This window comes from Pseudomonas sp. UV AK001, from assembly GCF_046097675.1.
Classification (GTDB): domain Bacteria; phylum Pseudomonadota; class Gammaproteobacteria; order Pseudomonadales; family Pseudomonadaceae; genus Aquipseudomonas; species Aquipseudomonas kribbensis.
The window spans coordinates 209,055-231,719 of sequence record NZ_JBJUVZ010000006.1; the positions used below are offsets into that span (position 1 = coordinate 209,055).

A 22,665-nucleotide genomic window follows, 5' to 3' on the forward strand; every position below is an offset into this window, starting at 1 on the left:
TTTCATGGCCGTTGCCCTCAGTACCCTGGTCGAAGAAGCCGACCGCTACCTCGGCAGTGCGAAAATTGCCGATTATTGCCCCAACGGCCTGCAGGTCGAGGGCCGTCCGCAGGTGATGCGCATCGTCAGCGGCGTCACCGCCAGCCAGGCATTGCTCGATGCCGCCGTCGAAGCCGAGGCCGATCTGGTGCTGGTGCATCACGGCTATTTCTGGAAAGGCGAGAACCCGTGCATCACCGGCATGAAGCAGCGGCGCCTGAAAACCCTGCTCAAACACGACATCAGTCTGCTGGCCTATCACCTGCCGCTGGATCTGCACCCGGACGTCGGTAACAACGTGCAACTGGCCCGGCAGCTCGACATCACTGTCGAAGGACCGCTGGACCCGGATAACCTGAAGATTGTCGGGCTGGTCGGCTCCCTGGATGAACCGGTAACCGCCCGCGATTTCGCCCGTCGTGTGCAGGAACGCATGGGCCGCGAGCCGCTGCTGATCGAGGGCAGCGCGATGATCCGTCGAGTCGGCTGGTGCACAGGCGGCGGTCAGGGCTACATCGACAATGCCATCGCGGCCGGCGTCGATCTGTTTATCAGCGGTGAAGCGTCCGAGCAGACCTTCCACAGCGCCCGGGAAAACGACATCAGCTTCATCGCCGCCGGCCACCACGCCACTGAACGCTACGGCGTGCAGGCGCTGGGCGATTATCTGGCGAAGCGATTCGCGCTCGAACACATCTTCATCGACTGTCCGAATCCGATCTGACTCACCCCAATAGCCGCCGAACGGACAGGCATATTCATATGCTCTTTCGTTCTAGTCCGCGCCCTGATTAGAAGAAGGGCGCTGTGCTAGGATTCCCCGCTCGAACACGGCCCGCTGGCCGTTCATAAGAAAGCTTTCGTGAGTAGCCATGGTCGACAAACTGACGCATCTGAAACAGCTGGAGGCGGAAAGCATCCACATCATCCGCGAGGTGGCCGCCGAGTTCGACAACCCGGTGATGCTGTACTCCATCGGTAAAGACTCCGCCGTGATGCTGCATCTGGCACGCAAGGCGTTCTTCCCGGGCAAACTGCCGTTTCCGGTGATGCACGTCGACACCCGCTGGAAATTCCAGGAGATGTACAAGTTCCGCGACAAGATGGTCGAAGAGCTTGGTCTGGACCTGATCACCCACGTCAACCCGGATGGCGTTGCGCAGGGCATCAACCCGTTCACCCACGGCAGCGCCAAACACACCGACATCATGAAGACCGAGGGCCTGAAGCAGGCACTCGACAAGCATGGTTTCGACGCCGCGTTCGGCGGTGCCCGTCGCGATGAAGAGAAGTCTCGCGCCAAGGAGCGTGTCTACTCGTTCCGTGACAGCAAGCACCGCTGGGATCCGAAGAACCAGCGTCCGGAGCTGTGGAACGTCTACAACGGCAAGGTCAACAAGGGCGAGTCCATTCGTGTGTTCCCGCTGTCGAACTGGACCGAACTGGACATCTGGCAGTACATCTACCTCGAAGGCATCCCGATCGTTCCGCTGTACTTCGCCGCCGAACGCGAAGTGATCGAGAAGAACGGCACGCTGATCATGATCGACGACGAGCGCATCCTCGAGCACCTGTCCGACGAGGACAAGGCGCGCATCGTCAAAAAGAAAGTGCGTTTCCGTACCCTTGGCTGCTACCCGTTGACGGGCGCGGTGGAGTCCGAGGCCGAAAGCCTGACGGACATCATTCAGGAAATGCTCCTGACGCGAACTTCCGAGCGCCAGGGCCGTGTCATCGACCACGATGGCGCAGGCTCGATGGAAGACAAGAAACGTCAAGGCTATTTCTAAGGGGCTGTCATGTCGCACGCATCTGATTTGATCAGCGAGGACATCCTCGCCTACCTGGGCCAGCACGAACGTAAAGAGCTGCTGCGCTTTTTGACCTGCGGTAACGTCGATGACGGCAAGAGCACCCTGATCGGGCGCCTGCTGCACGACTCGAAGATGATCTACGAAGATCACCTCGAAGCCATCACCCGCGATTCGAAGAAAGTCGGCACCACCGGTGACGACATCGACCTGGCATTGCTGGTCGACGGCCTGCAGGCCGAGCGCGAGCAGGGCATCACCATCGATGTCGCCTACCGCTATTTCTCCACCGCCAAGCGCAAATTCATCATCGCCGACACCCCCGGCCATGAGCAGTACACTCGCAACATGGCCACCGGTGCCTCCACCTGTGACCTGGCGATCATCCTGGTCGATGCCCGTTATGGCGTGCAGACCCAGACCCGTCGCCACAGCTTCATCGCCTCGCTGCTGGGCATCAAGCACATCGTTGTCGCCATCAACAAGATGGACCTGAAGGGCTTCGATCAGGGCGTGTTCGAGTCGATCAAGGCCGACTACCTGAAGTTCGCCGAAGGCTTGAAGATGAAGCCGACCAGCATGCACTTCGTGCCGATGTCCGCCCTGAAGGGCGACAACGTGGTGAACAAGTCCGAACGCTCGCCTTGGTACACCGGCCAGTCGCTGATGGAAATCCTCGAGACCGTGGAAGTGGCGGGCGACCGCAACTTCACCGATCTGCGTTTCCCGGTGCAGTATGTCAACCGTCCGAACCTGAACTTCCGTGGTTTCGCCGGCACCCTGGCCAGCGGCATCGTGCACAAGGGTGACGAAGTCGTGGTCTTGCCGTCGGGCAAGAGCAGCCGCGTGAAATCCATCGTCACTTTCGAAGGTGAGCTGGAGCATGCAGGCCCGGGTCAGGCGGTGACGCTGACCATGGAAGACGAAATCGACATCTCCCGTGGCGACCTGCTGGTACACGCCGACAACGTTCCGCCGGTGACCGACAGCTTCGAAGCGATGCTGGTGTGGATGGCTGAAGAGCCGATGCTGCCGGGCAAGAAATACGACATCAAGCGTGCCACCAGTTACGTGCCGGGCTCCATCGCCAGCATCGTCAACAAGGTCGACGTCAACACCCTCGAAGAAGGCCCGGCGAGCGCGTTGCAGCTCAACGAAATCGGCAAGGTGAAGATCGCGCTCGATGCGCCGATCGCCCTTGACGGTTACGACAGCAACCGCACCACCGGCGCGTTCATCGTCATCGACCGTTTGACCAATGGCACCGTCGGCGCCGGCATGATCGTCGCCCAGCCGCTGGCTCACGGCTCGGCCACGCACCACGGCAAGCTGGCACATGTAGCGACTACCGAGCGTGCCCAGCGCTTCGGTCAGCAACCGGCCACCGTGCTGTTCAGCGGTCTGTCCGGCGCGGGCAAGAGCACGCTGGCCTACGCGGTCGAGCGCAAGCTGTTCGACATGGGGCGTGCAGTGTTCGTGCTGGATGGCCAGAACCTGCGTCACGATCTCAACAAGGGTCTGCCGCAGGATCGCGCCGGTCGCACCGAGAACTGGAGCCGTGCGGCGCACGTTGCCCGTCAGTTCAACGAAGCCGGCCTGCTGACGCTGGCGGCATTCGTGGCGCCGAGTGCGGAAGGTCGCGAGAAGGCCAAGGACCTGATCGGCAAGGAGCGTCTGCTGACGGTCTATGTCCAGGCTTCGCCGACTGTTTGCGCAGAGCGTGATCCGCAAGGGTTGTACGCGGCGGGTGGCGATAACATTCCGGGCGAGTCTTTCCCGTATGACGTGCCGCTGGATGCTGATCTGGTGATCGATACCCAGTCGCTGTCGCTGGAAGAAGGCGTCAAGCAAGTGCTGGATCTGCTGCGCAAGCGTGGCGCGATCTAAGCCAGAAGAACAGCTACAAGCTTCGAGCTTCAAGCTGCAAGAAAAAGCCCGTCGATGAGCAATCATCGGCGGGCTTTTTATTTGGCTGATCAGCGTTGGTTCGGATACTCGCGGTGCATCTGCTCCAGCAACGCATCCTTGTCCTGCCACAGCTGGTTGATCCAGCCCTGGAATTGCAGGCGGTATTCGCCGTCCTGGTCGTAGTTTTTGCCGATGAACTGTGGCGGGATTTGCAGTTCTTCAAAATGCACCACCACGTCCCGCACGTTGCCGCACAGCAGATCCCAGAAGCCTGGGCGCCCGCCCGGGTAGTGGATGGTCACGTTGACGATGGATTCCAGCTGTTCTCCCATCGCATCCAGCACGAAGGCAATGCCGCCGGCCTTGGGTTTGAGCAGGTATTTGAACGGTGATTGCTGCTGCGCGTGCTTGCCTTCGGTGAAGCGAGTGCCTTCGACGAAGTTGAAGATGCCCACCGGGTTGTCGCGGAATTTCGCGCAGGTCTTGCGGGTGGTTTCCAGGTCTTTGCCTTTCTTTTCCGGGTGCTTCTCCAGGTAGGCTTTCGAATAGCGTTTCATAAACGGAAAGCCCAGCGTCCACCACGCCAGGCCAATCACCGGGACCCAGATCAGTTCCTGCTTGAGGAAGAATTTCAGCGGCTGGATACGACGGTTGAGCACGTATTGCAGCACCAGAATGTCGACCCAGCTCTGGTGGTTGCTGGTGATCAGATACGAGTGTTGATAGTCCAGGCCCTGCAGGCCGCTGAGGTGCCAACGGGTACGGCGCACCAGGTTCATCCAGCCTTTGTTGTTGCTGATCCAGGCTTCGTGGGTGTGGCTCATCAGCCAGCGCGAGGCGCGGCGTGCGAGGTCGAACGGCAACACTTTGATCAGCGCCACGAGAAACAGGAACGAGCACAGCAGGATCGTGTTCAGCGCCAACAGCAGCGCGGCGATCACGCCGCGCAGGGTGGCAGGGAGAAAAGCCAGCATCGGGTCAGATATCCAGAGGTCGGTTGGCAGCCTGAATCGCAGTCAGGGCAATGGTGTAGACGATGTCGTCGACCTGCGCGCCGCGCGGCAGATCGTTCACCGGTTTGCGCAGGCCTTGCAGCATCGGGCCGAGGCTCACGCAATCGGCGCTGCGTTGCACGGCTTTGTGGGTGGTGTTGCCGGTGTTCAGGTCGGGGAACACGAACACCGTGGCGCGACCGGCCACCTGGCTGTTCGGCGCCAGTTGCCGGGCCACGGTTTCGTTGGCGGCGGCGTCGTACTGCAACGGCCCGTCGATCAGCAGCGAGTGCTGTTGTTCGTGGGCGAGCAGGGTGGCTTCGCGGACTTTCTCGACTTCTTCGCCGGTGGCGGATTCACCGCTGGAGTAGCTGATCATCGCCACCCGTGGCGTGATGCCGAACGCGGCGGCCGAGTCGGCGCTTTGCAGGGCAATCTCCGCCAGCTCGGCGGCACTCGGGTGCGGGTTCATCACGCAGTCGCCGTAGACCAGTACTTCCTCGGGGAACAGCATGAAGAACACCGACGACACCAGCGTGCAGCCCGGAGCCGTCTTGATCAATTGCAGGGCCGGGCGGATGGTGTTGGCGGTGGTGTTGATGACGCCGGAAACCAGTCCGTCGACCTCATCCAGTGCCAGCATCATGGTGCCGATCACAACGGTGTCTTCCAGCTGCTGCTCGGCCATCGGCGCGTTGAGGCTTTTGCTCTTGCGCAGGGCGACCATCGGTTCGACGTAGCGCTCGCGGATCAGATCCGGATCGAGGATTTCCAGCCCCGGCGGCAACACGATGCCCTGGGCCCGGGCGACGGCTTCGACGTCTGCCGGTTTGGCCAGCAGCACGCAACGGGCAATCCCGCGTTCCTGACAGATCGCCGCCGCCTGCACGGTGAACGGCTCGCTGCCTTCGGGCAGGACGATGCGTTTGTTTGCAGCCTGAGCGCGTTGAATCAATTGATAACGGAATACAGCTGGCGACAGGCGCATTTCCCGCGGTGTGCCGCAGCGCTGATGCAGCCACTTGGCATCCAGATGACTGGCGACGAAGTCGGTGATGATCTCCGCGCGTTCGCGGTCATCGACGGGGATTTCCTTGTTCAGGCCGTTGAGCAGGTTGGCGGTGTCGTAGGAGCCGGTGCTCACCGACAACACCGGCAAACCGGCCTGCAGCGCGCCACGGCACAGGTCCATGATGCGCGGATCCGGCAGGGTGTCGCTGGTCAGCAGCAGGCCGGCCAGCGGTACGCCGTTGATCGCGGCGAGGCTGACGGCGAGGATGATGTCGTCGCGGTCGCCGGGGGTCACCACCAGCACGCCGGGCTTGAGCAGATCCACAGTGTTGCGCATGGTGCGGGCGCAGATGATGGTCCTGGTCATGCGCCGGGTTTCGTAGTCGCCGGCGTTGAGCACCTGGGCGCCCATCAGGTCGGCGACGTCGCGGGTGCGCGGGGCGTTGAGTTCCGGCTGGAACGGAATGCAGCCCAGCAGGCGGAAATCGCCGCTGCGCAGCAATGGCGAATGTTCTTTCAGGCGCGCGGCGAAGGCGTCCATGCTCTCGTCGGTCTTGACCTTGTTGAGGATCACGCCGAGGACTTTCGGGTCTTTCGGCCCGCCGAACAGTTGCGCCTGCAACTCGACGCGGCCGGACAGTTCGGTGAGCACTTCGTTTTCCGGCGCCGAGACCAGAATCACCTCGGCATCCAGACTCTTGGCCAGGTGCAGGTTGACCCGTGCGGCATAGCTGGCGCTGCGAGTCGGCACCATGCCTTCGACGACCAGCACGTCCTTGCCGATGGCTGCCTGCTGGTAGAGCGCGATGATTTCTTCGAGCAACTCGTCGAGCTGACCGTCGCCGAGCATCCGCTCGACATGGGCCAGGCCCAGGGGCTGCGGCGGTTTCAGGCCGTGGGTGCGGGCCACCAGTTCGGTGGAGCGCTCAGGGCCGGTGTCGCCCGGATGCGGCTGGGCAATCGGTTTGAAGAAGCCGACTTTCAGCCCGGCCCGTTCCAGCGTACGCACCAGCCCGAGGCTGATGGAGGTCAGACCCACACCAAAATCGGTGGGCGCGATAAAAAAAGTTTGCATGCGGATTCTCTAAGGGTGCATGGCAAGGGCGTGGGCCTATGGCTGGCCTTCCACCGGTTTTTCAGGCGTCAAGGTTAGCGCTAACCGCGCCTTGAGCGCACCAACCGCAAGCAAAGGGTTGGCCTATTTTTTCAATACGTTGCGTTGCGTCCAGCACCCACGCCCGCGACTGCCAGGGCGGCTGGTGACGCAGGTGCTGGGTGTGGCCGCAGGAGAGCTCGGTCACCCAGTGACCGTCCTCGTCCTGATGGAAGCCTGTGATCGTCGAATCCCGTTTGTCAGGGTTGTGTTCGCTTTCGAGCGATTGCTTCGCTAAACTTGGCCTTTCTATATTCTTATGCAAAAGGTCTCGCCCCATGCTGATCGCCGCCAATAAGGCTGTCTCCATCGACTATACCCTGACCAACGACGCTGGTGAGGTCATCGACAGCTCCGCCGGCGGCGCTCCGCTGGTTTACCTGCATGGCGCAGGCAACATCATCCCGGGCCTGGAAAAAGCCCTGGAAGGCAAGGAAGTCGGCAACGAGCTGGAAGTTTCCGTTGAGCCGGAAGATGCCTACGGCGAGTACTCGGCCGAACTGGTCAGCACCCTGAGCCGCAGCATGTTCGAAGGTGTCGACGAGCTGGAAGTCGGCATGCAGTTCCACGCTTCGGCGCCGGACGGCCAGATGCAGATCGTCACCATCCGTGATCTGGACGGCGACGACGTGACCGTCGACGGCAACCACCCGCTGGCCGGTCAGCGCCTGAACTTCAAAGTGAAGGTCGTTGCCATCCGTGACGCCAGCCAGGAAGAAGTCGCTCATGGTCACGTCCATGGCGAAGGTGGCCATCACCACTGATTTTCTGCGCTAAGCTCAGAGAACTGGAGAGGCGCCCGAGGGCGCCTTTTTAGTCCGCGGCTGTCCTTGGTAGTCTCGCCAAGTGGCTGTTTCGAGTAGAACACGGGAATCTGGAGTTCGTCATGAGTGCTTTTCACGACCTTAAGTTGACAGCCCTGGATGGTCAGGAGCTACCGCTGGCACCCTTCAAGGGCCAAGTCGTGCTGGTGGTCAACGTCGCCTCCAAATGCGGCTTGACCCCACAGTACGCGGCGCTGGAAAACCTCTATCAGCAATACAAGGGCAAAGGCTTCAGCGTGCTGGGCCTGCCGTGCAACCAGTTTGCCGGCCAGGAACCGGGCAGCGAGCAGGAGATCCAGGAATTCTGCAGCCTCAACTATGGCGTGAGTTTTCCGTTGTCGAAGAAGCTCGAAGTCAACGGCCACGACCGTCATCAGCTCTACCGTCTGCTGGCGGGCGAGGGCGCCGAATTTCCCGGCGACATCACCTGGAATTTCGAGAAATTCCTGCTCGGCAAGGACGGTCGTGTACTGGCCCGTTTCTCGCCGCGCACGGCGCCGGATGATCCTTCGGTGATCACGGCGATCGAAAAAGCCCTGAGCTGAAACGCGAAAATCGCAGCCATCGAGCTGCGATTTTTTTTGCCTGCCTTTTGACCCTTAATCATTCAGATCAATAGTGCTATGACACAGTTGGAACTCCGCATATTATCGCCGTCATATTGAATTCAATGCCCGCCGATCAATTTTTCGTGGAGCCTCCCATGCCTGTTCAAGCCTTGTTCAAACCGTTCCAGCTCGGTGCCCTCGAACTACCGACCCGCGTGGTCATGGCACCGATGACCCGTTCGTTCTCTCCGGGTGGCGTACCCAATTCCAAAGTGATCGAGTACTACCGTCGTCGCGCGGCGGCCGGTGTCGGCCTGATCATCACCGAGGGCACCACCGTCGGCCACAAGGCCTCCAACGGTTACCCGAATGTGCCGCAATTCTTTGGTGAAGCAGCATTGGCCGGCTGGAAGAAAGTCATCGACGCAGTGCACGCCGAAGGCGGCAAGATCGTTCCGCAACTGTGGCACGTCGGCAGCGTTCGCCGCATCGGCACCGAGCCGGATGCCAGCGTGCCGGGTTATGGTCCGACCGAGAAACTCAAGGACGGTCAGGTCGTGGTGCACGGCATGACCAAACAGGATATCCAGGACGTGATCGCAGCCTTCGCCCAAGCGGCCAAAGATGCCCAGAGCATCGGCATGGACGGCGTGGAGATCCACGGCGCCCACGGTTACCTGATCGACCAGTTCTTCTGGGAAGGCAGCAACCAGCGCACCGACGAATACGGCGGCAGCCTGGCCAACCGGTCGCGTTTCGCCATCGAGTTGATCCAGGCCGTGCGCGCTGCCGTGGGCGAGGGCTTCCCGATCATCTTCCGCTTCTCGCAGTGGAAACAGCAGGATTACACCGCACGTCTGGTGCAAACCCCGGAGGCGCTGGGCGAGTTCCTCAAACCGTTGTCCGACGCCGGCGTGGATATTTTCCACTGCTCGACGCGCCGTTTCTGGGAGCCGGAATTCGACGGTTCCGAACTGAACCTGGCGGGCTGGACTCGCAAGCTGACCGGCAAACCGACCATCACCGTCGGCAGCGTTGGCCTCGATGGCGAGTTCCTGCAGTTCATGGTCAACACCGACAAGGTGGCGCAACCGGCCAGCCTGGAAAAGCTGCTGGAGCGTCTGAACAACGATGAGTTCGATCTGGTGGCCGTGGGCCGTGCGCTGCTGGTGGATCCGGACTGGGCGCAGAAAGTGCGCGAAGGTCGCGAGCAGGACATTCTGCCGTTCAGCCGTGAGGCGTTGATGACGCTGGTTTGATTGCAGTGGGGGGCTTGTCGCGCAGGTCGCGGCAAGCTCCCTGCAAGTGGTTTTCAAACTGCTCGATGATGGCCGCCCAGCCTTGACGACTGGCATGCTGGCGAGCGTTCAATCTGACGCAGCGCAAGGTTTCATCCTCTTCCAGCAGCCACTGCGCTGCATCGCAAAACGCTTCTTCATCCCCCGGCATCGCCAGCACGCCGTTGTAGCCGTGGCGAATATGCTGCGCAGCCGCCGCCTGATCGTAGGCCACCACGCCAAGACCTGACGCCAGGGCTTCCAGCACGACGTTGCCGAAGGTCTCGGTCATGCTCGGAAACAGGAACAGATCGCCGGACGCATAGTGCGCCGCCAATGCTTCGCCACGTTGGGAGCCGCAGAAGATCGCGTCGGGCAATTCCTTTTCCAGAGCTACACGCTGCGGTCCGTCACCGACGATGATCAGTTTCAGATTGCGTTGCGGGTACGCGCCGGCGAGCTTGTCGAAGCAGCGTTTGAGCAGACCAAGATTCTTTTCCGGCGCCAGGCGTCCTACGTGAATCACGGCGATGTCCTGCTCGCTCAATCCCCATTGTTCGCGCAAGGCGTTCAGGCGTTTGGTCGGGTGGAACAACTGGCTGTCGACGCCTCGGGACAGCAGCGCGAGGCGATCGAAATGCCGCCGTTCCAGTTCCAGGCGCTGGCTGACGCTAGGCACCAGGGTCAGTGCCGAACGATTGTGGAACCAGCGCAGATAATGAGTCAGCAAACGCGTCAGCAGGCCTAGACCGTACTGGTTGGTGTACTGCTGGAAATTGGTGTGGAAACCGCTGACCACGGCGATGCCCAGGCGACGTGCCGCGCGCAGTGCCGACAACCCGAGCGGACCTTCGGTGGCGATGTACAGCACGTCCGGGCGCTGACGTGTCCAGCGCCGCAACAATTTGTGCATCGACGACTGACCCCATTGCAACCCCGGATAACCCGGCAGCGGCCAGCCCCGGCACAACAGCAGCGCGTCGTCCTCAGTGCGTTGCGGATCGTCACCCTGACGCGGCCGCACCAGCTCCACCCGATGCCCCCGCGCGCGCAAGCCGTCGCACAAGCGGCCAAGGGTATTGGCCACGCCGTTGATTTCCGGTGGGAAGGTTTCGCTGATCAGAGTGATGTGTAGAGCTGTCGTCATGGCCTCAGTGTCGGCTGAGGCCATGTCGCGCTTGTGACGTTCGGATGATGGATTTGTGACGTGCGCTCAGCGTTGTGTCACAAGATTTTCGGCCCCGCGCTCGCGCACCCAGAACAACGTAGCCCCGGCCACGGCAGCGGGCATCATCAGGATGTTCACCACCGGAATCAGCAGCGCCAGGTAAACGATCCCGCCGAAGCTCATGCTCTGCCAGCGCTTCTGGCGCAGCCAGGCGAGCATCTCGTTCCAGCCCAGTTTGTGGTTGTCCGCCGGGTAGTCGATGTACTGGATCGCCATCATCCATACGCCGAACAGCAGCCACAGCGGCGCGGCGATAATGTTTACCATCGGGATGAACGACAGGATGAACAGGCCGATGGCCCGGGGCAGGAAGTAGCCCAGTTTGCGCATTTCACGGGCGAGGGTGCGCGGGATCATCGCGATCAGTTCGCCCCAACTGAAGGCCGGGAAGTCGTCGGTGCCGCGCACCACGACTTCGACTTTTTCCGCGAGAAAACCGTTGAACGGCGCGGCGATCACGTTGGCGAGCATGGTGAAAGTGAAGAACACCATCAACGCCACCAGCACCACGAACAGCGGCCATAGAATGTAGCTCAGGAAGCTCAGCCAGTCGGGGAGCGACGGCATCAGGGAATCGACCCACAGGCTGAACTGGTGGCCGGCGAAATAGATCAATCCGACGAACAGCACCAGATTGATCGCCAGCGGCAGCAGCACGAACAGGCGCAGGCCAGGACTCAGGACCAGTTTCAGGCCTTCGCGCAGGTATTGCGGGCCGGAGAGAACAGGGGCGGGCATAGGGTGCTCCGAGCAAGGGAAAACGCGCCGACCTTACCGGCTTTGCATAAGCTGTGAAAGCGCGGCAGCGGGATCGACATTCACTGTAACAAAGACGTCCATCTCGTCAGTGTGTCGGCATAGAGACCACCTATGAGCTGGATTGTTAAACCGTATTTCCTTAATCTTGCCCCCCTCGATACGCTGCACCCAACTTTTTACAGGACTGTCGAGCTCACGCCTTCCCCAAGGTTATCCACAGTCCTTTTTTATTCTCGCCGGCAGTCCGGCGTCCGCGCCTGATGTATCGGCCGGTCAACAGGAGACAGGTTCATGTCTGAAGTCCGTCATTCGCGAGTGATCATTCTCGGTTCCGGCCCTGCCGGTTACAGCGCTGCTGTCTACGCTGCCCGTGCCAACCTCAAGCCGCTGCTGATCACCGGCATGCAGGCCGGCGGTCAACTGACCACCACCACCGAAGTCGACAACTGGCCGGGCGACGTCCACGGCCTGACCGGTCCGGTGCTGATGGAGCGCATGCGCGAGCACGCCGAGCGTTTTGAAACCGAGATCGTCTTCGATCACATCAACGCCGTGGACTTCGCTTCCAAACCGTACAGCCTGACCGGCGACAGCGGCACTTACACCTGCGACGCCCTGATCATCGCCACCGGCGCCAGCGCTCGTTACCTGGGCCTGCCGTCGGAAGAAGCGTTCATGGGCAAAGGCGTTTCGGCCTGCGCGACCTGCGACGGTTTCTTCTATCGCAACAAGCCGGTGGCCGTGGTCGGTGGCGGCAACACTGCTGTCGAAGAAGCCCTGTACCTGGCCAACATCGCCAGCAAGGTCACCCTGATCCACCGTCGCGAAACCTTCCGCGCCGAGAAGATCCTGATCGACAAGCTCAACGCCCGTGTGGCCGAAGGCAAGATCGAGCTGAAGCTGAACGCGACCCTGGACGAAGTGCTGGGCGACAACATGGGCGTGACCGGTGCACGTCTGAAGAACAACGACGGCAGCTTCGACGAAATCAAGGTCGACGGCGTGTTCATCGCGATCGGCCACACTCCGAACACCTCGCTGTTCGAAGGTCAGTTGGAGCTGAAGGACGGCTACCTGGTGGTTCAGGGCGGCCGTGAAGGCAACGCCACCGCGACCAGCGTCGAGGGCATCTTCGCTGCCGGCGACGTGGCCGACCACGTTTACCGTCAGGCCATCACCTCGGCCGGCGCCGGCTGCATGGCGGCCCTGGACACCGAGCGTTATCTGGACGATCTGCAGAACGCTTCGTTCTAAGATCGCAGAAACGAAAAAACCGGCCAATCGGCCGGTTTTTTCATGCTCGCGATTCGACGAAGAATCAACGGCGGGTCAGCGGTTGCGCTTCGAACTTCACGCCAGCCAGACCGTGCTGGATCAGCGCACGGATATTGCCGTGATCGCTGCCTTCAGGCGTCGCCACGACCGAACGGTAGTGTTCGCCGAACGCCAGCAGCGCTTCTTCATCGCTCAAGCCTTCCAGCAGCGCCAGACCCAACGTCTTGCACGAACCTTCGTTCTGCCCGGCCGCGTTTTCCACACCGCCGTTGTTGAACGCCTGAGGCTGGTAGTCGTAGCCGGCGGCGATGAAGGACAAGGTGTCGGCAAAAACGTGTTCGCCGCTCTTGAGGCTGGCGCGCAGGGTGTTCAGATCACTCATTGGGTTTTCCTTTGGCGAACGCCGCTTGTTGTTCGGCGCTGGCTTCTTGCTGATATTGGGCTTTCCACTCGGCGTACGGCATGCCGTAAACCACTTCCCGGGCATCGTCGAGGCTGACCTCGATCTGGCGCTCGTCGGCGGCGGCCTTGTACCACTTCGACAGGCAATTGCGGCAGAAGCCGGAAAGGTTCATCAGGTCGATGTTCTGCACGTCCTTGCGGCTGTCCAGGTGGGCGACCAGCCGGCGGAAGGCGGCGGCTTCGAGTTCGAGGCGTTGTTGCTCGGTCATGATGGGCTCTGTGCAGTCAAATCGTGGCGCGGATGATAAAAGTCTGACGCCCGGAGCGCCAGACGCACTCAGCGGCTGGCGGCGAGGGTGATCGACACCGACTCGGCAAAACGCAATGCGTGAGGCTTGTCGACTTCGACCTCGGCGTACAGCACCGATTCGTTGGCCATCACCAGATCCAGCAACTCCTGGGTCAGGCGTTCGAGCAGCGCAAAACGGTTGCCCTCCACATGGGCGATGATCGCCTTGGTGATGGTGCGGTAGTTCAGCGCGTGGTCGATGTCGTTGTCACGCACCGCTTCCTGCGCGGCGTACAGGATGGTCAGGTTGATCAGCACATCCTGCTTGTTGAGGATTTCGTCCTCGTTGATCCCGATAAAGGTGCGCAGGCGCAGATCCTTGATCCGGATGCGCGCCATTCCCGGTTGAAGTTGTGGCATTTACTTGCTCCGTCCAATCAATTGCAGGAACTCCTGTCGGGTGTTGCTCGACTCGCGGAAGGCACCGAGCATGACCGAGGTGTTCATGGTCGAATTCTGTTTCTCGACACCGCGCATCATCATGCACATGTGCCGGGCTTCGATGACCACCGCGACACCGGCGGCATCGGTGACTTGCTGCACCGCCTCGGCGATCTGTCGGGTGAGGTTTTCCTGGATCTGCAGGCGGCGGGCGAACATGTCCACCAGCCGTGCGATCTTCGACAGTCCCAGTACCTTGCCTGTCGGAATATAAGCCACATGGGCCTTGCCGATGAAGGGCAGCAAGTGATGTTCGCACAACGAGTAGAGCTCGATGTCGGCGACGATGATCATCTCGTCGCTGTCGGAAGCGAACAGCGCACCATTGACGATCTCGTCGACGCTCTGTTCATAGCCGTGACACAGATACTGCATGGCCTTGGCTGCGCGCTCGGGGGTGTCGAGCAAGCCTTCACGGTCGGGATCTTCACCGAGGCCAATGAGGATCTCGCGGTAGTTTTCGGGCAGTGAGCGGCTCATGGAGCATCCTCGCGGGGGCGTATTACTTGACGTGCCGCCCGCCGTTGACGGTCAGGGTGGTGCCGGTGACATAAGGGTTGTCGAGCAGATAGCGCAGGCTCTGATAGATCACTTCGCTGCCCGGCTCGATGCCCAGCGCGGACTTGGCCAGCGCCCTGGCGCGGTACGCGGCGTCATCGTCGGGTTTGAACAATAGCAGGGCGGGTGCGATACCGTTGACCTTGATTTGTGGAGCGTAGCGCGCGGCGAAGGACAGCGTGAGGCTGTCGAGCCCGGCCTTGCTGGCGCAATAGCCGATGTGTTTGCTGCTGCCCTTGCGCGTGACGTCGTCGCTGATGTGAATAATGTCGGCGGGGTTCGAACGTTGCAGCAAATCAGCGCAATGCAGATTGATCAGGTACGGCGCCAGCATGTGGATGTTGAACATGCGGGTGAAGGCTTCGGCTTCACCGTCGCCGTTTTCCGCCAGCCATTCGGAGGCGTTGTGCACGATGGCCCGCAGGCTGTCGGTGTGGGTCTTCAGTTCAGCGATGAAAGCGAGGATCGAGGCCTCACTGGAAAAATCCGCGAATACCCCGATGGCGCCCAGATCCCTTAACGTTTTCACACCGGGGCGTTCGCTGCGGTAGGTGAAGATGACCCGGTGGCCGTCTTCCAGCAGCCGCTGCGCGCAATGCAGCCCGACACGCTGGCCGGCGCCAGTAATGAGAATGGGAGCTGCAAGAGAGGTCATGAACGGCTCGCGTCGAGGTCTGAGCAAAAACTATAACAGCGACGCGAGCGATGGTTTCAGCGATTTTGCGCGGGCGCCGCACCGGGCAATGGACGGGTCGGGGCGCTGTTGAGCCAGCCGGCCAGCAGACGCGTCGACAGCGGGATGAAGAAATAGACCATCAACGGTGTCAGGCACAGCGTGCTGATGAATACGCGGGGCAACAGGCTCATTTCACCGAGCAGTGGACCCAGCACGAAGTTGAACAGCAGTGACACCGGGAAGAACGCCAACCAGATGGCTACGGCCTGTTTCCAGCGCGGTGGGCGGACGCCTGCTGCGCCGAACCAGCCTTCGATGCCGCTGACCCGGTGTTCCTTCGGATGGGCGAACAGATCACTGCCACGGGACAGCCACGCGGTGCGCGATGCAGAGTGCTCCCAGGCATGCAGAGTCTGTTCGTCGACAAAGCGGAAAATGATCTGGAATTCATTATCGCCGGGAGGCGGAGCCAGGACGCCGGAACCGAGATAGCCGGGAAAATCGGTGGCCAGTTGTTCGCCTTCGCGCAGCCAGGCGATCAGATCCTGATAGCGACCATCGGCGACGCGACGGGCGACCATCAGCGTGACGGGGGAAGTAGACATTGTGTATCTCCGAATTGCATGTGCGTCGCTCCGGGTAGGAGTTTCGCCTGACGCAGCACCGGGGTAGAGGGCTGCGCTTTTCGACAAGCAAGGATTATTCCTGATTATTGTGACGGAACCATAGACGTTCGTCCCATTTCATCGCTTGAATCGGAATGGGGCATCAGGGATAGAATGGGATCCAACTACGCCAACAAGGACGTGTCTGCACACATGCCTGTCATTACTGACGTTCGCCCTTCCTCGCAGGCATATGTTGCGCTTGAGCACGAGGAGCTTTTCCCCATACGCGAGGTGGCACGGCTGACCGGTGTCAACCCGGTCACGCTGCGCGCATGGGAGCGGCGCTATGGTCTGATCCAGCCGATACGCACCGAAAGTGGGCACCGGTTGTACTCGATGACCGATATCGAGCGCGTTCGCAGTATCGTCGATTGGATCGATCGTGGCGTCTCGGTGAGCAAGGTCGGCAGGATCCTGGCCAAGACCGAGCCGATGAAGGCACTCGCGCATATCATTCCCGATGACCTGGTACAGGCCGACTACCTGCAATGGCAGGAGCAGGTTCAGCGGGCGGTCAGTTCGTTCGATGACCAGGAACTGGATCGGGTCTACGGGCAGATCTTCTCTTCTTACGCGCTGCCTGTGGTATTTCAGGACATTCTCATGCCGCTGTGGCTGCAGCTGTTGCAGCGCCAGGATTCATTCGGGCAAACCAGCGAGTGGCTGTTTTTCGATGGGTTTTTGAGAGCGCGGGTGCTTCAGCGCATCGTCATGCTGCGTGGTTCGCAACCGCGCAAGGTGATTGTCAGCGCTCTGGCGGGGCAATGTCGCGAGCTTGAATTGCTGGTGGCGGCGCTGTTTCTCAGTGGCAATGATGCTGGCGTTCGTGTGCTGACCACCGGCCAGCCGTTCGATGAGCTGACGCTGGTGTGTGAAAAGACCCGGCCTGTGGCGCTGGTGCTGTTTTCCAATCACGCCCCGACCGCGGAATTGCCAAGACGTTTGAATCGCCTGGCCCTGAGCCTCGATTGTCAGCTGATGTTGGCAGGGGATGCAGCGGATCTGGCGCAGGACAGCCTGGCCGGATCTTCGGTGGGCTGTCTGGGCAATGAAGGGACAACCATGCGTCAACGCATGAATCAGTTTCTCGCGGGGACGCTGGATACCTGAGGCTCAGGTGTGCAGGGCAGGGTGGGTCAGGCGATGTTGCTGAAGGATGAACTGGCGCAGCCGCTCGGTTTCGTCAGCGTCGCTCTGGCTCAGGTCGTAAGCGAAGAAACCGCTTTCGGTTTCCCGTTCGAAGGTGCCGCGCAGGGAAATCCGCTCATAGCCTGAAGGGCTGAACCACAGGGCGAAATGCTTCGGTGGCTTGGTCTTGTTGCGCACTTCCAGCAACACGCCTTTATGCGAAACCTCGTGAACCCACAGCATGCCCGGTTGGCCTTTGGCATTCTCCAGAGCTACCGGTTCTTCAAGGGCCAGACGCCATGGGCGCACCATCGGTCCGTCTTCATAAATGCTTGGTACACCCAGACGCAAATGCAGGGCATGGAATTCGTCTTCCACCAGATGCAGCGGAAAGGTCATCTGCTGGTTTTCGAAGTTGGCCTGGATGGTGACTTGTTCATGGGCCGCCAGGCGCGTAAGCAGATCACGGATCTGCGAACCACCATTGACCAGCAGGCTCGACGTCGCATCCCGCACATTGAGCTGCGGGTTGTGTTGCATGGTCTGGATGAAATCCAGCTCATCCTGGGTCAGGAGGGCGTCGCGTTGCATGGCTAGCTCGAAATAAATAATTACAAAGTCATTGGTGATTGTAGTTAATGACACTTAGTTCGCAGTTTTGTTTGCGCCGTTCGTCGTTTTCAGGGCAGCGATTTCTGCTTCAAGTGCCGCGATCCGGGCTTCCAGTTGTGCTACCCGCTGCTGCGCCTTGACCTGAACGGTCACGTCCTTTTGCACGCCGATGAAGTAAGTCTGCCCATCATCAGCGTTTTTTACTGTCGACAATGACAGTTCGTTCCAGAATGGCGTGCCGTCCTTGCGGTAATTGCGCAGCACTTCGCGACAGGATCCACCCTTTTTCAGTGCATCGCGAATCAGCGCCAGGCTGGCCTGATCGCGATCACCGGCCTGCAGGAAACGGCAATCCTGATAAAGAATCTCTTCGCTGGTATAGCCGGTCATTTTTTCGAACGCCGGATTCACATAGATCAGAATGTTGTCCTGATCACCTTCCTTTTCCGCGACCACGATTCCTTCGTTCGACGCATTGATCACCATCTGCAGAAGATTGGCATTGATCATCAGTGAACCCTTTCAGCTTCGGTGGCTGGCATTCTAGAAGATCAATCGGCGCTGTCTACTGGCCATCAGCGCTTATCGAGAGCCAATCGCAACATTGTGTCGGTGGCTGTTACTATCGCCGCTCTTTTTTTCAGTTTCAGGATCAGATTGATGAAAGTCGCCATCCTCTCCGGCTCGGTGTACGGCACGGCCGAAGAAGTCGCTCGCCACGCGCAGAGCCTGCTGAAAGCCGCCGGTTTTGAAACCTTCTACAACTCGCGCGCCAGCCTCGCCGACCTCCAGGCCTTTGCCCCCGAGGCCTTGCTCGCCGTGACTTCGACCACCGGCATGGGCGAGTTGCCGGACAACCTGCAACCGCTGTACTCGAGCATTCGCGATCAGTTGCCGGCGGCCTGGCGTGGTTTGCCTGGCGCGGTGATCGCCTTGGGCGACGCCAGTTACGGCGACACGTTCTGCGGCGGTGGTGAGCAGATGCGTGAATTGTTCGGTGAGCTGGGCGTGCGTGAAGTGCAGGACATGCTGCGCATCGATGCCAGCGAAAGCGTCACTCCGGAAACCGACGCAGAGCCTTGGCTGGAACAGTTGATCGCCACGCTCAAGGGCTGATCCCGCGTTCGCGCAGCAGTGCGAGCCAGGCCTGTGCCGCCTTCGACAGATAGGCGCCCCGGCGCCAGATGAAGGCGATGTCCCAGCGCAGGTAATCCGGTGCGTTCAAGGTCAGGCGCACCACGCCTGGCCGCACCAGCCCACGGGCCACCACGCTGGGCAGCAGCACCACACCTTGCCCGGCGGCCACCAGTGCCGCGAGAAAATCCGCCTGACCGCTACGGCCACCTTCCTTCGGGGTGAAGCCCAGCTGCTGGCACGCCTGAAGCAAACGGTCATTGAGCACGAAACTGCGCTGATACAGCAGGAACGGCGTGTCGGCCAGTTCCTCCAGACCGATTTCACCTTTCGTCGCCAACGGGTGATCCACCGGCAGCAGCGCATCGAGCGGCTCATCGCAGAACGGCTGGAAGTCGAACTGCGGATCTTTCGGCAGCAGACTGCCGCCCAGCTCCAGTTCACCGCTCAACACTGCCTGTTCAATACTGCGACTGCCGCCTTCGAGCAGTTGCACGCTGATGTTCGGGTAACGCCGTCGGTATTCGGCGAACAACCCAGCGAACAGCGCATCGCTGCCCAGCAAGGGCAAACCGAGGCGCAACTCGCCGCGCGCCAGATGACTGAGATCATCCAGTTCCGTGAGCAATTCATCGCGCAGGCGCAGCATGCCTTCGGCCCGTTGCAGCACCACGCTGCCGGCGGCGGTCAGGCGCAATTGCGAACCCAGGCGATCGAGCAGCGGGGTGCCGAGGCTCTGTTCGAGCTGGGCGATCTGCTTGCTCACGGCGGATTGACTGATGTGCAGGGTTTTCGCCGCCTGAGTGAAACCGCCCTGACGCATGACTTCGACGAAGCTTTTGAGCTGTTTGAATTCCATGGCCTGATTCCGGATTGGAATGGCTTTGAGTCTAACAATTCGCTTCGGAGATGGCAGTCGGCTTCGTAAAATAGGCCCCTGAAAGGAGCCCCCCGATGAAAGCCTCGACCCTCAAATACCTCTCTCGCCTGCTGGCCGAACTGGCCGTGCTGCTCGGTCTCTATCTGCTCGGCTGCCAATTGGCGACGTGGCTGGCCTGGCCGATCCCCGGCGGGGTGATCGGCATGGCATTGCTGCTGCTGGCGTTTGCATTCGGCTGGGTCAAGCCGGCGGCGTTGCAAATGGGCGCGGGACTGTTGATGGCCGAGATGCTGCTGTTCTTCATTCCGGCGCTGATGAGCCTGCTGGATTACGGCGCCTTGTTGCGTGACGACGGCTGGCGGATTCTGCTGGTGATCGCGGCGAGCACGCTGATGGTGATGCTGGTGACGGCGTTCACCGTGGAACTGGCCGTGCGCCTGAGGCGGTCCCATGAAGCTTGAACTGATGCCGATGTTCTGGCTGGCGTTCACCTTGCTGGCCTACCTGTTCAGTCGCTGGCTGTATCGCCGTACCGGGCGTTACCTGCTGTCGCCGCTTATTCTGGTCCCCGCGTTGCTGCTGGCGCTTGCGGTGCCGCTGCATACCGCATACGCCGAATACTCGAGCAACACCCACTGGCTGATGCTGGTGCTCGGCCCGGTCACCGTCGCGTTTGCGGTGCCGATCTGGCAACAGCGACGTTTGCTGGTGCGGCACTGGTCGGCGTTGTTGCTGGGCATGCTGGCCGGCAGTGCCGCATCGATTGCCACCTCGTTCGGTCTGGCCAGAGCTTTGGCGCTGGACAGTTCAGTGACGCTGTCGCTGGTGCCGCGCTCGATCACCACGCCGTTTGCCATGCCACTGGCGCAGGATCTCGGCGGGGTGCCCGAATTGACGGCGGTGTTCGTGATGTTCACCGGGGTCTTCGGCGCGATGCTGGGTGGCGTGTTGCTCAAGTGGCTGCCATTGCGCAGTGCCCTGGCGCGTGGCGCGTTGTTTGGCGTCGGCGCCCATGGTGCGGGCGTCAGTCGCGCTCATGAAGTGGGGGGTGAAGAGGGCTCGGTGGCGGGGCTGGTGATGGTGCTCACCGGGCTGCTCAATCTGTTCGCCGCACCTTTGTTGGCGTCGTTGCTTTGACATGGATCCAAGCGGTTTGCGCAGCTGACTCGCTCAGTCATCAAGCTGGCTGCCAATGCAACTACGCGAAACCCCGGGGCTGACTAGACTGCTGACACCTGCCGAAAAAAACAAAAACAGAGGTGCATACAGTGAGCGTAGCCCCCGTCCCTTCTTCCTTGAATATCCAAGATCAGGTCAGCGCCGCGGAGTGGCAGACCCGGGTCGATCTCGCCGCCTGCTATCGACTGGTCGCCCTGCATGGCTGGGACGATCTGATCTTCACCCACATCTCGGCCAAGGTGCCCGGCACCGAAGATTTCCTGATCAACCCGTTCGGGATGATGTTCCATGAGATCACCGCGTCCAGCCTGGTGAAGGTCGACCAGGCCGGCAACAAACTCATGGACAGCCCCTACGAAATCAATCCTGCCGGCTACACCATTCACAGCGCCGTCCACGAAGTGCGCCATGATGTGGCCTGCGTGCTGCACACCCACACCGCTTCCGGTGTCGCCGTATCGGCGCAGAAGCAGGGCGTGCTGCCGATCAGTCAGCAATCGTTGTTCGTGCTGTCGAGCCTGGCCTTTCACGCTTATGAAGGCGTGGCGCTCAATCACGAAGAGAAGGCCCGGCTGCAGGCCGACCTCGGCGACAACAATTTCCTGATGCTGCACAACCACGGTCTGCTGACCTGTGGCGGCACCATCGCTGACACGTTCCTGATGATGTTTACCTTCCAGCGCGCCTGCGACATCCAGGTCATGGCGCAGACCGGCGGTGCCGAACTGATCGCCATCGAACCGCAGATTCTGGCGGGCGCCAAGGCGATGATTGCCGGCGTCACCAAAAGTGCTCAAGGCATGGGCGGTGCGCTGGCCTGGCCGGCGCTGCTGCGCAAACTCGATAAACAAGACCCGGGGTATAAACTCTAATGCCTCTCGCCGAGATTCCTCTGAGTGCCTGGCGCAAACGCAGCCAGTCGTTTGTCTTCCGTGGCCAGCCGATCCGTTACTGGACGGCCGGGCAGGGTGAACCGCTGCTGCTGATCCACGGCTTCCCGACGGCCAGCTGGGACTGGCATTACCTGTGGCAGCCGCTGGCCCAGCGCTTTCGGGTGATCGCCTGCGACATGCTTGGCTTCGGCGACTCGGCCAAACCGCTGAACCACACCTATAGCCTGCTGGAACAGGCGGATCTGCAACAGGCGTTGCTCACTCACCTTCAGGTCGAGCAACCGGTGCACATCCTTGCCCATGACTATGGCGACAGCGTTGCCCAGGAACTGCTGGCCCGGCATTACGAAGAGAAGATCGAAGTCGCCAGTTGTGTGTTCCTCAACGGTGGTCTGTTCCCGGAAACCCATCGTCCGCTGCTGGCGCAAAAACTGCTGCTCAGCCCGCTGGGCTGGATGATCGGCCGCGCGTTTACCCGCGATGCGCTGGTGAAAAGCTTCCGGCAGATCTTCGGTCTGGACACACGGCCCAGCGAAAGTGAAATGGACGACTTCTGGAGCCTGGTCGAATGCAATCGCGGGCCGCGCATCATGCACAAGCTGATCACCTACATTCCGGAACGCCGGGTGCAGCGTGATCGTTGGGTCGCGGCAATGCAGCGCGGCGAGGTGCCGTTGCGGGTGATCGACGGCGAAGTCGATCCGATCTCCGGCGCGCACATGGTCGAACGTTATCGCGAGTTGATACCCGACGCGGACACTGTACTGCTGCCGGGCATCGGTCATTACCCGCAAAGCGAAGCACCGGTGCAGGTGCTCAAGCATTACCTGGAATTTCGCGATCACTTCGTGTTGCCGCCGCGCAAGGTGGCGTGCTCCTGATCGACGGGCAGAGGCGCGTTGCGCCTCTGCACGGTTTCA

27 protein-coding genes are annotated in these 22,665 nt (G+C 60.8%); 13 read left to right on the top strand and 14 right to left on the bottom strand.

Features of this window, described 5'->3' with window-relative positions; translation table 11 throughout:
- Nucleotides 1-4: 4 nt before the first annotated feature.
- From ACKLNA_RS18135 to cysN, 3 genes are all read left to right on the top strand, one after another.
- The gene (locus ACKLNA_RS18135) at nucleotides 5-763 is read left to right on the top strand and encodes a Nif3-like dinuclear metal center hexameric protein (RefSeq protein WP_248738300.1); all 759 of its coding nucleotides are present in this window, start codon (nucleotides 5-7) and stop codon (nucleotides 761-763) included.
- A gap of 148 nt (nucleotides 764-911) precedes the next feature.
- Nucleotides 912-1,829: a sulfate adenylyltransferase subunit CysD gene (gene cysD, locus ACKLNA_RS18140; protein WP_007953546.1), complete on the top strand. Its 918-nt coding sequence runs from the start codon at nucleotides 912-914 to the stop codon at nucleotides 1,827-1,829.
- Nucleotides 1,830-1,838: 9 nt separating this feature from the next.
- On the top strand, nucleotides 1,839-3,737 hold the full coding sequence (cysN, locus tag ACKLNA_RS18145; protein WP_408986641.1) for a sulfate adenylyltransferase subunit CysN: 1,899 nt from the start codon (nucleotides 1,839-1,841) through the stop codon (nucleotides 3,735-3,737).
- Nucleotides 3,738-3,826: 89 nt separating this feature from the next.
- Here cysN and ACKLNA_RS18150 read toward each other — a convergent pair whose 3' ends face one another.
- The 3 genes from ACKLNA_RS18150 to ACKLNA_RS18160 all read right to left on the bottom strand — a co-directional run bounded on the left by ACKLNA_RS18150 (nucleotide 3,827) and on the right by ACKLNA_RS18160 (nucleotide 7,224).
- Complete coding sequence (locus ACKLNA_RS18150) at nucleotides 3,827-4,732, bottom strand: acyltransferase (RefSeq protein WP_408986642.1); 906 nt, start codon at nucleotides 4,730-4,732, stop codon at nucleotides 3,827-3,829.
- A gap of 4 nt (nucleotides 4,733-4,736) precedes the next feature.
- Nucleotides 4,737-6,836, bottom strand: a complete 2,100-nt coding sequence (pta, locus tag ACKLNA_RS18155) for a phosphate acetyltransferase (protein WP_119426715.1) — start codon at nucleotides 6,834-6,836, stop codon at nucleotides 4,737-4,739.
- A gap of 61 nt (nucleotides 6,837-6,897) precedes the next feature.
- A complete protein-coding gene (locus ACKLNA_RS18160) occupies nucleotides 6,898-7,224 on the bottom strand; it encodes a DUF3565 domain-containing protein (protein WP_408986643.1) in 327 nt (108 codons plus the stop codon).
- On the opposite strand from ACKLNA_RS18160, the gene ACKLNA_RS18165 reads away from it, so the two are divergent.
- The 3 genes from ACKLNA_RS18165 to ACKLNA_RS18175 all read left to right on the top strand — a co-directional run bounded on the left by ACKLNA_RS18165 (nucleotide 7,193) and on the right by ACKLNA_RS18175 (nucleotide 9,545).
- On the top strand, nucleotides 7,193-7,678 hold the full coding sequence (locus tag ACKLNA_RS18165) for a peptidylprolyl isomerase (RefSeq protein WP_085711766.1): 486 nt from the start codon (nucleotides 7,193-7,195) through the stop codon (nucleotides 7,676-7,678). The two genes, ACKLNA_RS18160 and ACKLNA_RS18165, sit on opposite strands and share 32 nt — an antisense overlap.
- A 122-nt stretch (nucleotides 7,679-7,800) precedes the next feature.
- A complete protein-coding gene (locus ACKLNA_RS18170; RefSeq protein ID WP_007959082.1) occupies nucleotides 7,801-8,283 on the top strand; it encodes a glutathione peroxidase in 483 nt (160 codons plus the stop codon).
- A 158-nt stretch (nucleotides 8,284-8,441) separates the two neighbouring features.
- On the top strand, nucleotides 8,442-9,545 hold the full coding sequence (locus tag ACKLNA_RS18175) for an NADH:flavin oxidoreductase (RefSeq protein ID WP_408986644.1): 1,104 nt from the start codon (nucleotides 8,442-8,444) through the stop codon (nucleotides 9,543-9,545).
- Here the strand turns inward: ACKLNA_RS18175 and ACKLNA_RS18180 are convergent.
- Both ACKLNA_RS18180 and cysZ read right to left on the bottom strand, forming a co-directional pair.
- Nucleotides 9,514-10,734 carry a glycosyltransferase family 4 protein gene (locus ACKLNA_RS18180; RefSeq protein WP_408986645.1) on the bottom strand — a complete coding sequence of 407 codons (1,221 nt, stop codon included), beginning with the start codon at nucleotides 10,732-10,734 and terminating at the stop codon, nucleotides 9,514-9,516. The genes ACKLNA_RS18175 and ACKLNA_RS18180 overlap by 32 nt on opposite strands.
- A 42-nt stretch (nucleotides 10,735-10,776) precedes the next feature.
- Entirely contained in the window at nucleotides 10,777-11,529 is a 753-nt protein-coding gene (cysZ, locus tag ACKLNA_RS18185; protein ID WP_114881439.1) for a sulfate transporter CysZ, read from the bottom strand.
- 312 nt (nucleotides 11,530-11,841) lie between these two features.
- On the opposite strand from cysZ, the gene trxB reads away from it, so the two are divergent.
- Entirely contained in the window at nucleotides 11,842-12,804 is a 963-nt protein-coding gene (gene trxB, locus ACKLNA_RS18190) for a thioredoxin-disulfide reductase (protein ID WP_085711762.1), read from the top strand.
- 64 nt (nucleotides 12,805-12,868) lie between these two features.
- Here the strand turns inward: trxB and ACKLNA_RS18195 are convergent, their stop codons facing one another.
- The 6 genes from ACKLNA_RS18195 to ACKLNA_RS18220 form a co-directional block, all read right to left on the bottom strand.
- Nucleotides 12,869-13,207 carry a HopJ type III effector protein gene (locus tag ACKLNA_RS18195; protein ID WP_011332495.1) on the bottom strand — a complete coding sequence of 113 codons (339 nt, stop codon included), beginning with the start codon at nucleotides 13,205-13,207 and terminating at the stop codon, nucleotides 12,869-12,871.
- Nucleotides 13,200-13,496 carry a DUF1244 domain-containing protein gene (locus ACKLNA_RS18200; RefSeq protein WP_085711760.1) on the bottom strand — a complete coding sequence of 99 codons (297 nt, stop codon included), beginning with the start codon at nucleotides 13,494-13,496 and terminating at the stop codon, nucleotides 13,200-13,202. The genes ACKLNA_RS18195 and ACKLNA_RS18200 overlap by 8 nt, the downstream gene beginning before the upstream one ends.
- Before the next feature lie 68 nt (nucleotides 13,497-13,564).
- The gene (gene folX / locus ACKLNA_RS18205) at nucleotides 13,565-13,936 is read right to left on the bottom strand and encodes a dihydroneopterin triphosphate 2'-epimerase (protein ID WP_408986646.1); all 372 of its coding nucleotides are present in this window, start codon (nucleotides 13,934-13,936) and stop codon (nucleotides 13,565-13,567) included.
- The gene (gene folE, locus ACKLNA_RS18210; protein WP_408986647.1) at nucleotides 13,937-14,497 is read right to left on the bottom strand and encodes a GTP cyclohydrolase I FolE; all 561 of its coding nucleotides are present in this window, start codon (nucleotides 14,495-14,497) and stop codon (nucleotides 13,937-13,939) included. It abuts the gene before it with no gap.
- 22 nt (nucleotides 14,498-14,519) lie between these two features.
- Complete coding sequence (gene folM / locus ACKLNA_RS18215) at nucleotides 14,520-15,230, bottom strand: dihydromonapterin reductase (protein ID WP_408986648.1); 711 nt, start codon at nucleotides 15,228-15,230, stop codon at nucleotides 14,520-14,522.
- Nucleotides 15,231-15,286: 56 nt separating this feature from the next.
- Nucleotides 15,287-15,856 carry an antibiotic biosynthesis monooxygenase gene (locus ACKLNA_RS18220; protein ID WP_408986649.1) on the bottom strand — a complete coding sequence of 190 codons (570 nt, stop codon included), beginning with the start codon at nucleotides 15,854-15,856 and terminating at the stop codon, nucleotides 15,287-15,289.
- Nucleotides 15,857-16,069: 213 nt separating this feature from the next.
- Here ACKLNA_RS18220 and ACKLNA_RS18225 point away from each other — a divergent pair, with 213 nt between their 5' ends.
- A complete protein-coding gene (locus ACKLNA_RS18225) occupies nucleotides 16,070-17,029 on the top strand; it encodes a MerR family transcriptional regulator (protein WP_408986650.1) in 960 nt (319 codons plus the stop codon).
- Between the two features lie 3 nt (nucleotides 17,030-17,032).
- On the opposite strand, the gene ACKLNA_RS18230 is transcribed toward ACKLNA_RS18225, so the two are convergent.
- Together ACKLNA_RS18230 and ACKLNA_RS18235 are read right to left on the bottom strand one after the other, a co-directional pair.
- Nucleotides 17,033-17,638, bottom strand: coding sequence for a hypothetical protein (locus tag ACKLNA_RS18230; protein ID WP_114881443.1), 606 nt, complete (start codon nucleotides 17,636-17,638; stop codon nucleotides 17,033-17,035).
- A 54-nt stretch (nucleotides 17,639-17,692) separates the two neighbouring features.
- The gene (locus ACKLNA_RS18235) at nucleotides 17,693-18,169 is read right to left on the bottom strand and encodes a PAS domain-containing protein (protein ID WP_408986651.1); all 477 of its coding nucleotides are present in this window, start codon (nucleotides 18,167-18,169) and stop codon (nucleotides 17,693-17,695) included.
- A 150-nt stretch (nucleotides 18,170-18,319) separates the two neighbouring features.
- Here ACKLNA_RS18235 and ACKLNA_RS18240 point away from each other — a divergent pair, with 150 nt between their 5' ends.
- The gene (locus tag ACKLNA_RS18240) at nucleotides 18,320-18,775 is read left to right on the top strand and encodes a flavodoxin (RefSeq protein WP_408986652.1); all 456 of its coding nucleotides are present in this window, start codon (nucleotides 18,320-18,322) and stop codon (nucleotides 18,773-18,775) included.
- On the opposite strand, the gene ACKLNA_RS18245 is transcribed toward ACKLNA_RS18240, so the two are convergent.
- Entirely contained in the window at nucleotides 18,765-19,652 is an 888-nt protein-coding gene (locus ACKLNA_RS18245) for a LysR family transcriptional regulator (protein ID WP_408986653.1), read from the bottom strand. The genes ACKLNA_RS18240 and ACKLNA_RS18245 overlap by 11 nt on opposite strands.
- Nucleotides 19,653-19,747: 95 nt before the next feature.
- Between ACKLNA_RS18245 and ACKLNA_RS18250 the strand changes: the two genes are divergently transcribed.
- The 4 genes from ACKLNA_RS18250 (at nucleotide 19,748) to ACKLNA_RS18265 (ending at nucleotide 22,626) form a co-directional block, all read left to right on the top strand.
- A complete protein-coding gene (locus tag ACKLNA_RS18250; protein WP_265812297.1) occupies nucleotides 19,748-20,134 on the top strand; it encodes a CidA/LrgA family protein in 387 nt (128 codons plus the stop codon).
- Nucleotides 20,124-20,810, top strand: coding sequence for an LrgB family protein (locus ACKLNA_RS18255; protein WP_119426728.1), 687 nt, complete (start codon nucleotides 20,124-20,126; stop codon nucleotides 20,808-20,810). The genes ACKLNA_RS18250 and ACKLNA_RS18255 overlap by 11 nt, the downstream gene beginning before the upstream one ends.
- 131 nt (nucleotides 20,811-20,941) lie before the next feature.
- Nucleotides 20,942-21,724, top strand: a complete 783-nt coding sequence (locus tag ACKLNA_RS18260) for a class II aldolase/adducin family protein (protein WP_408986654.1) — start codon at nucleotides 20,942-20,944, stop codon at nucleotides 21,722-21,724.
- Nucleotides 21,724-22,626, top strand: a complete 903-nt coding sequence (locus ACKLNA_RS18265; protein WP_408986655.1) for an alpha/beta fold hydrolase — start codon at nucleotides 21,724-21,726, stop codon at nucleotides 22,624-22,626. Before ACKLNA_RS18260 ends, ACKLNA_RS18265 begins: the two co-directional genes overlap by 1 nt.
- The last annotated feature ends 39 nt before the right edge of the window (nucleotides 22,627-22,665 follow it).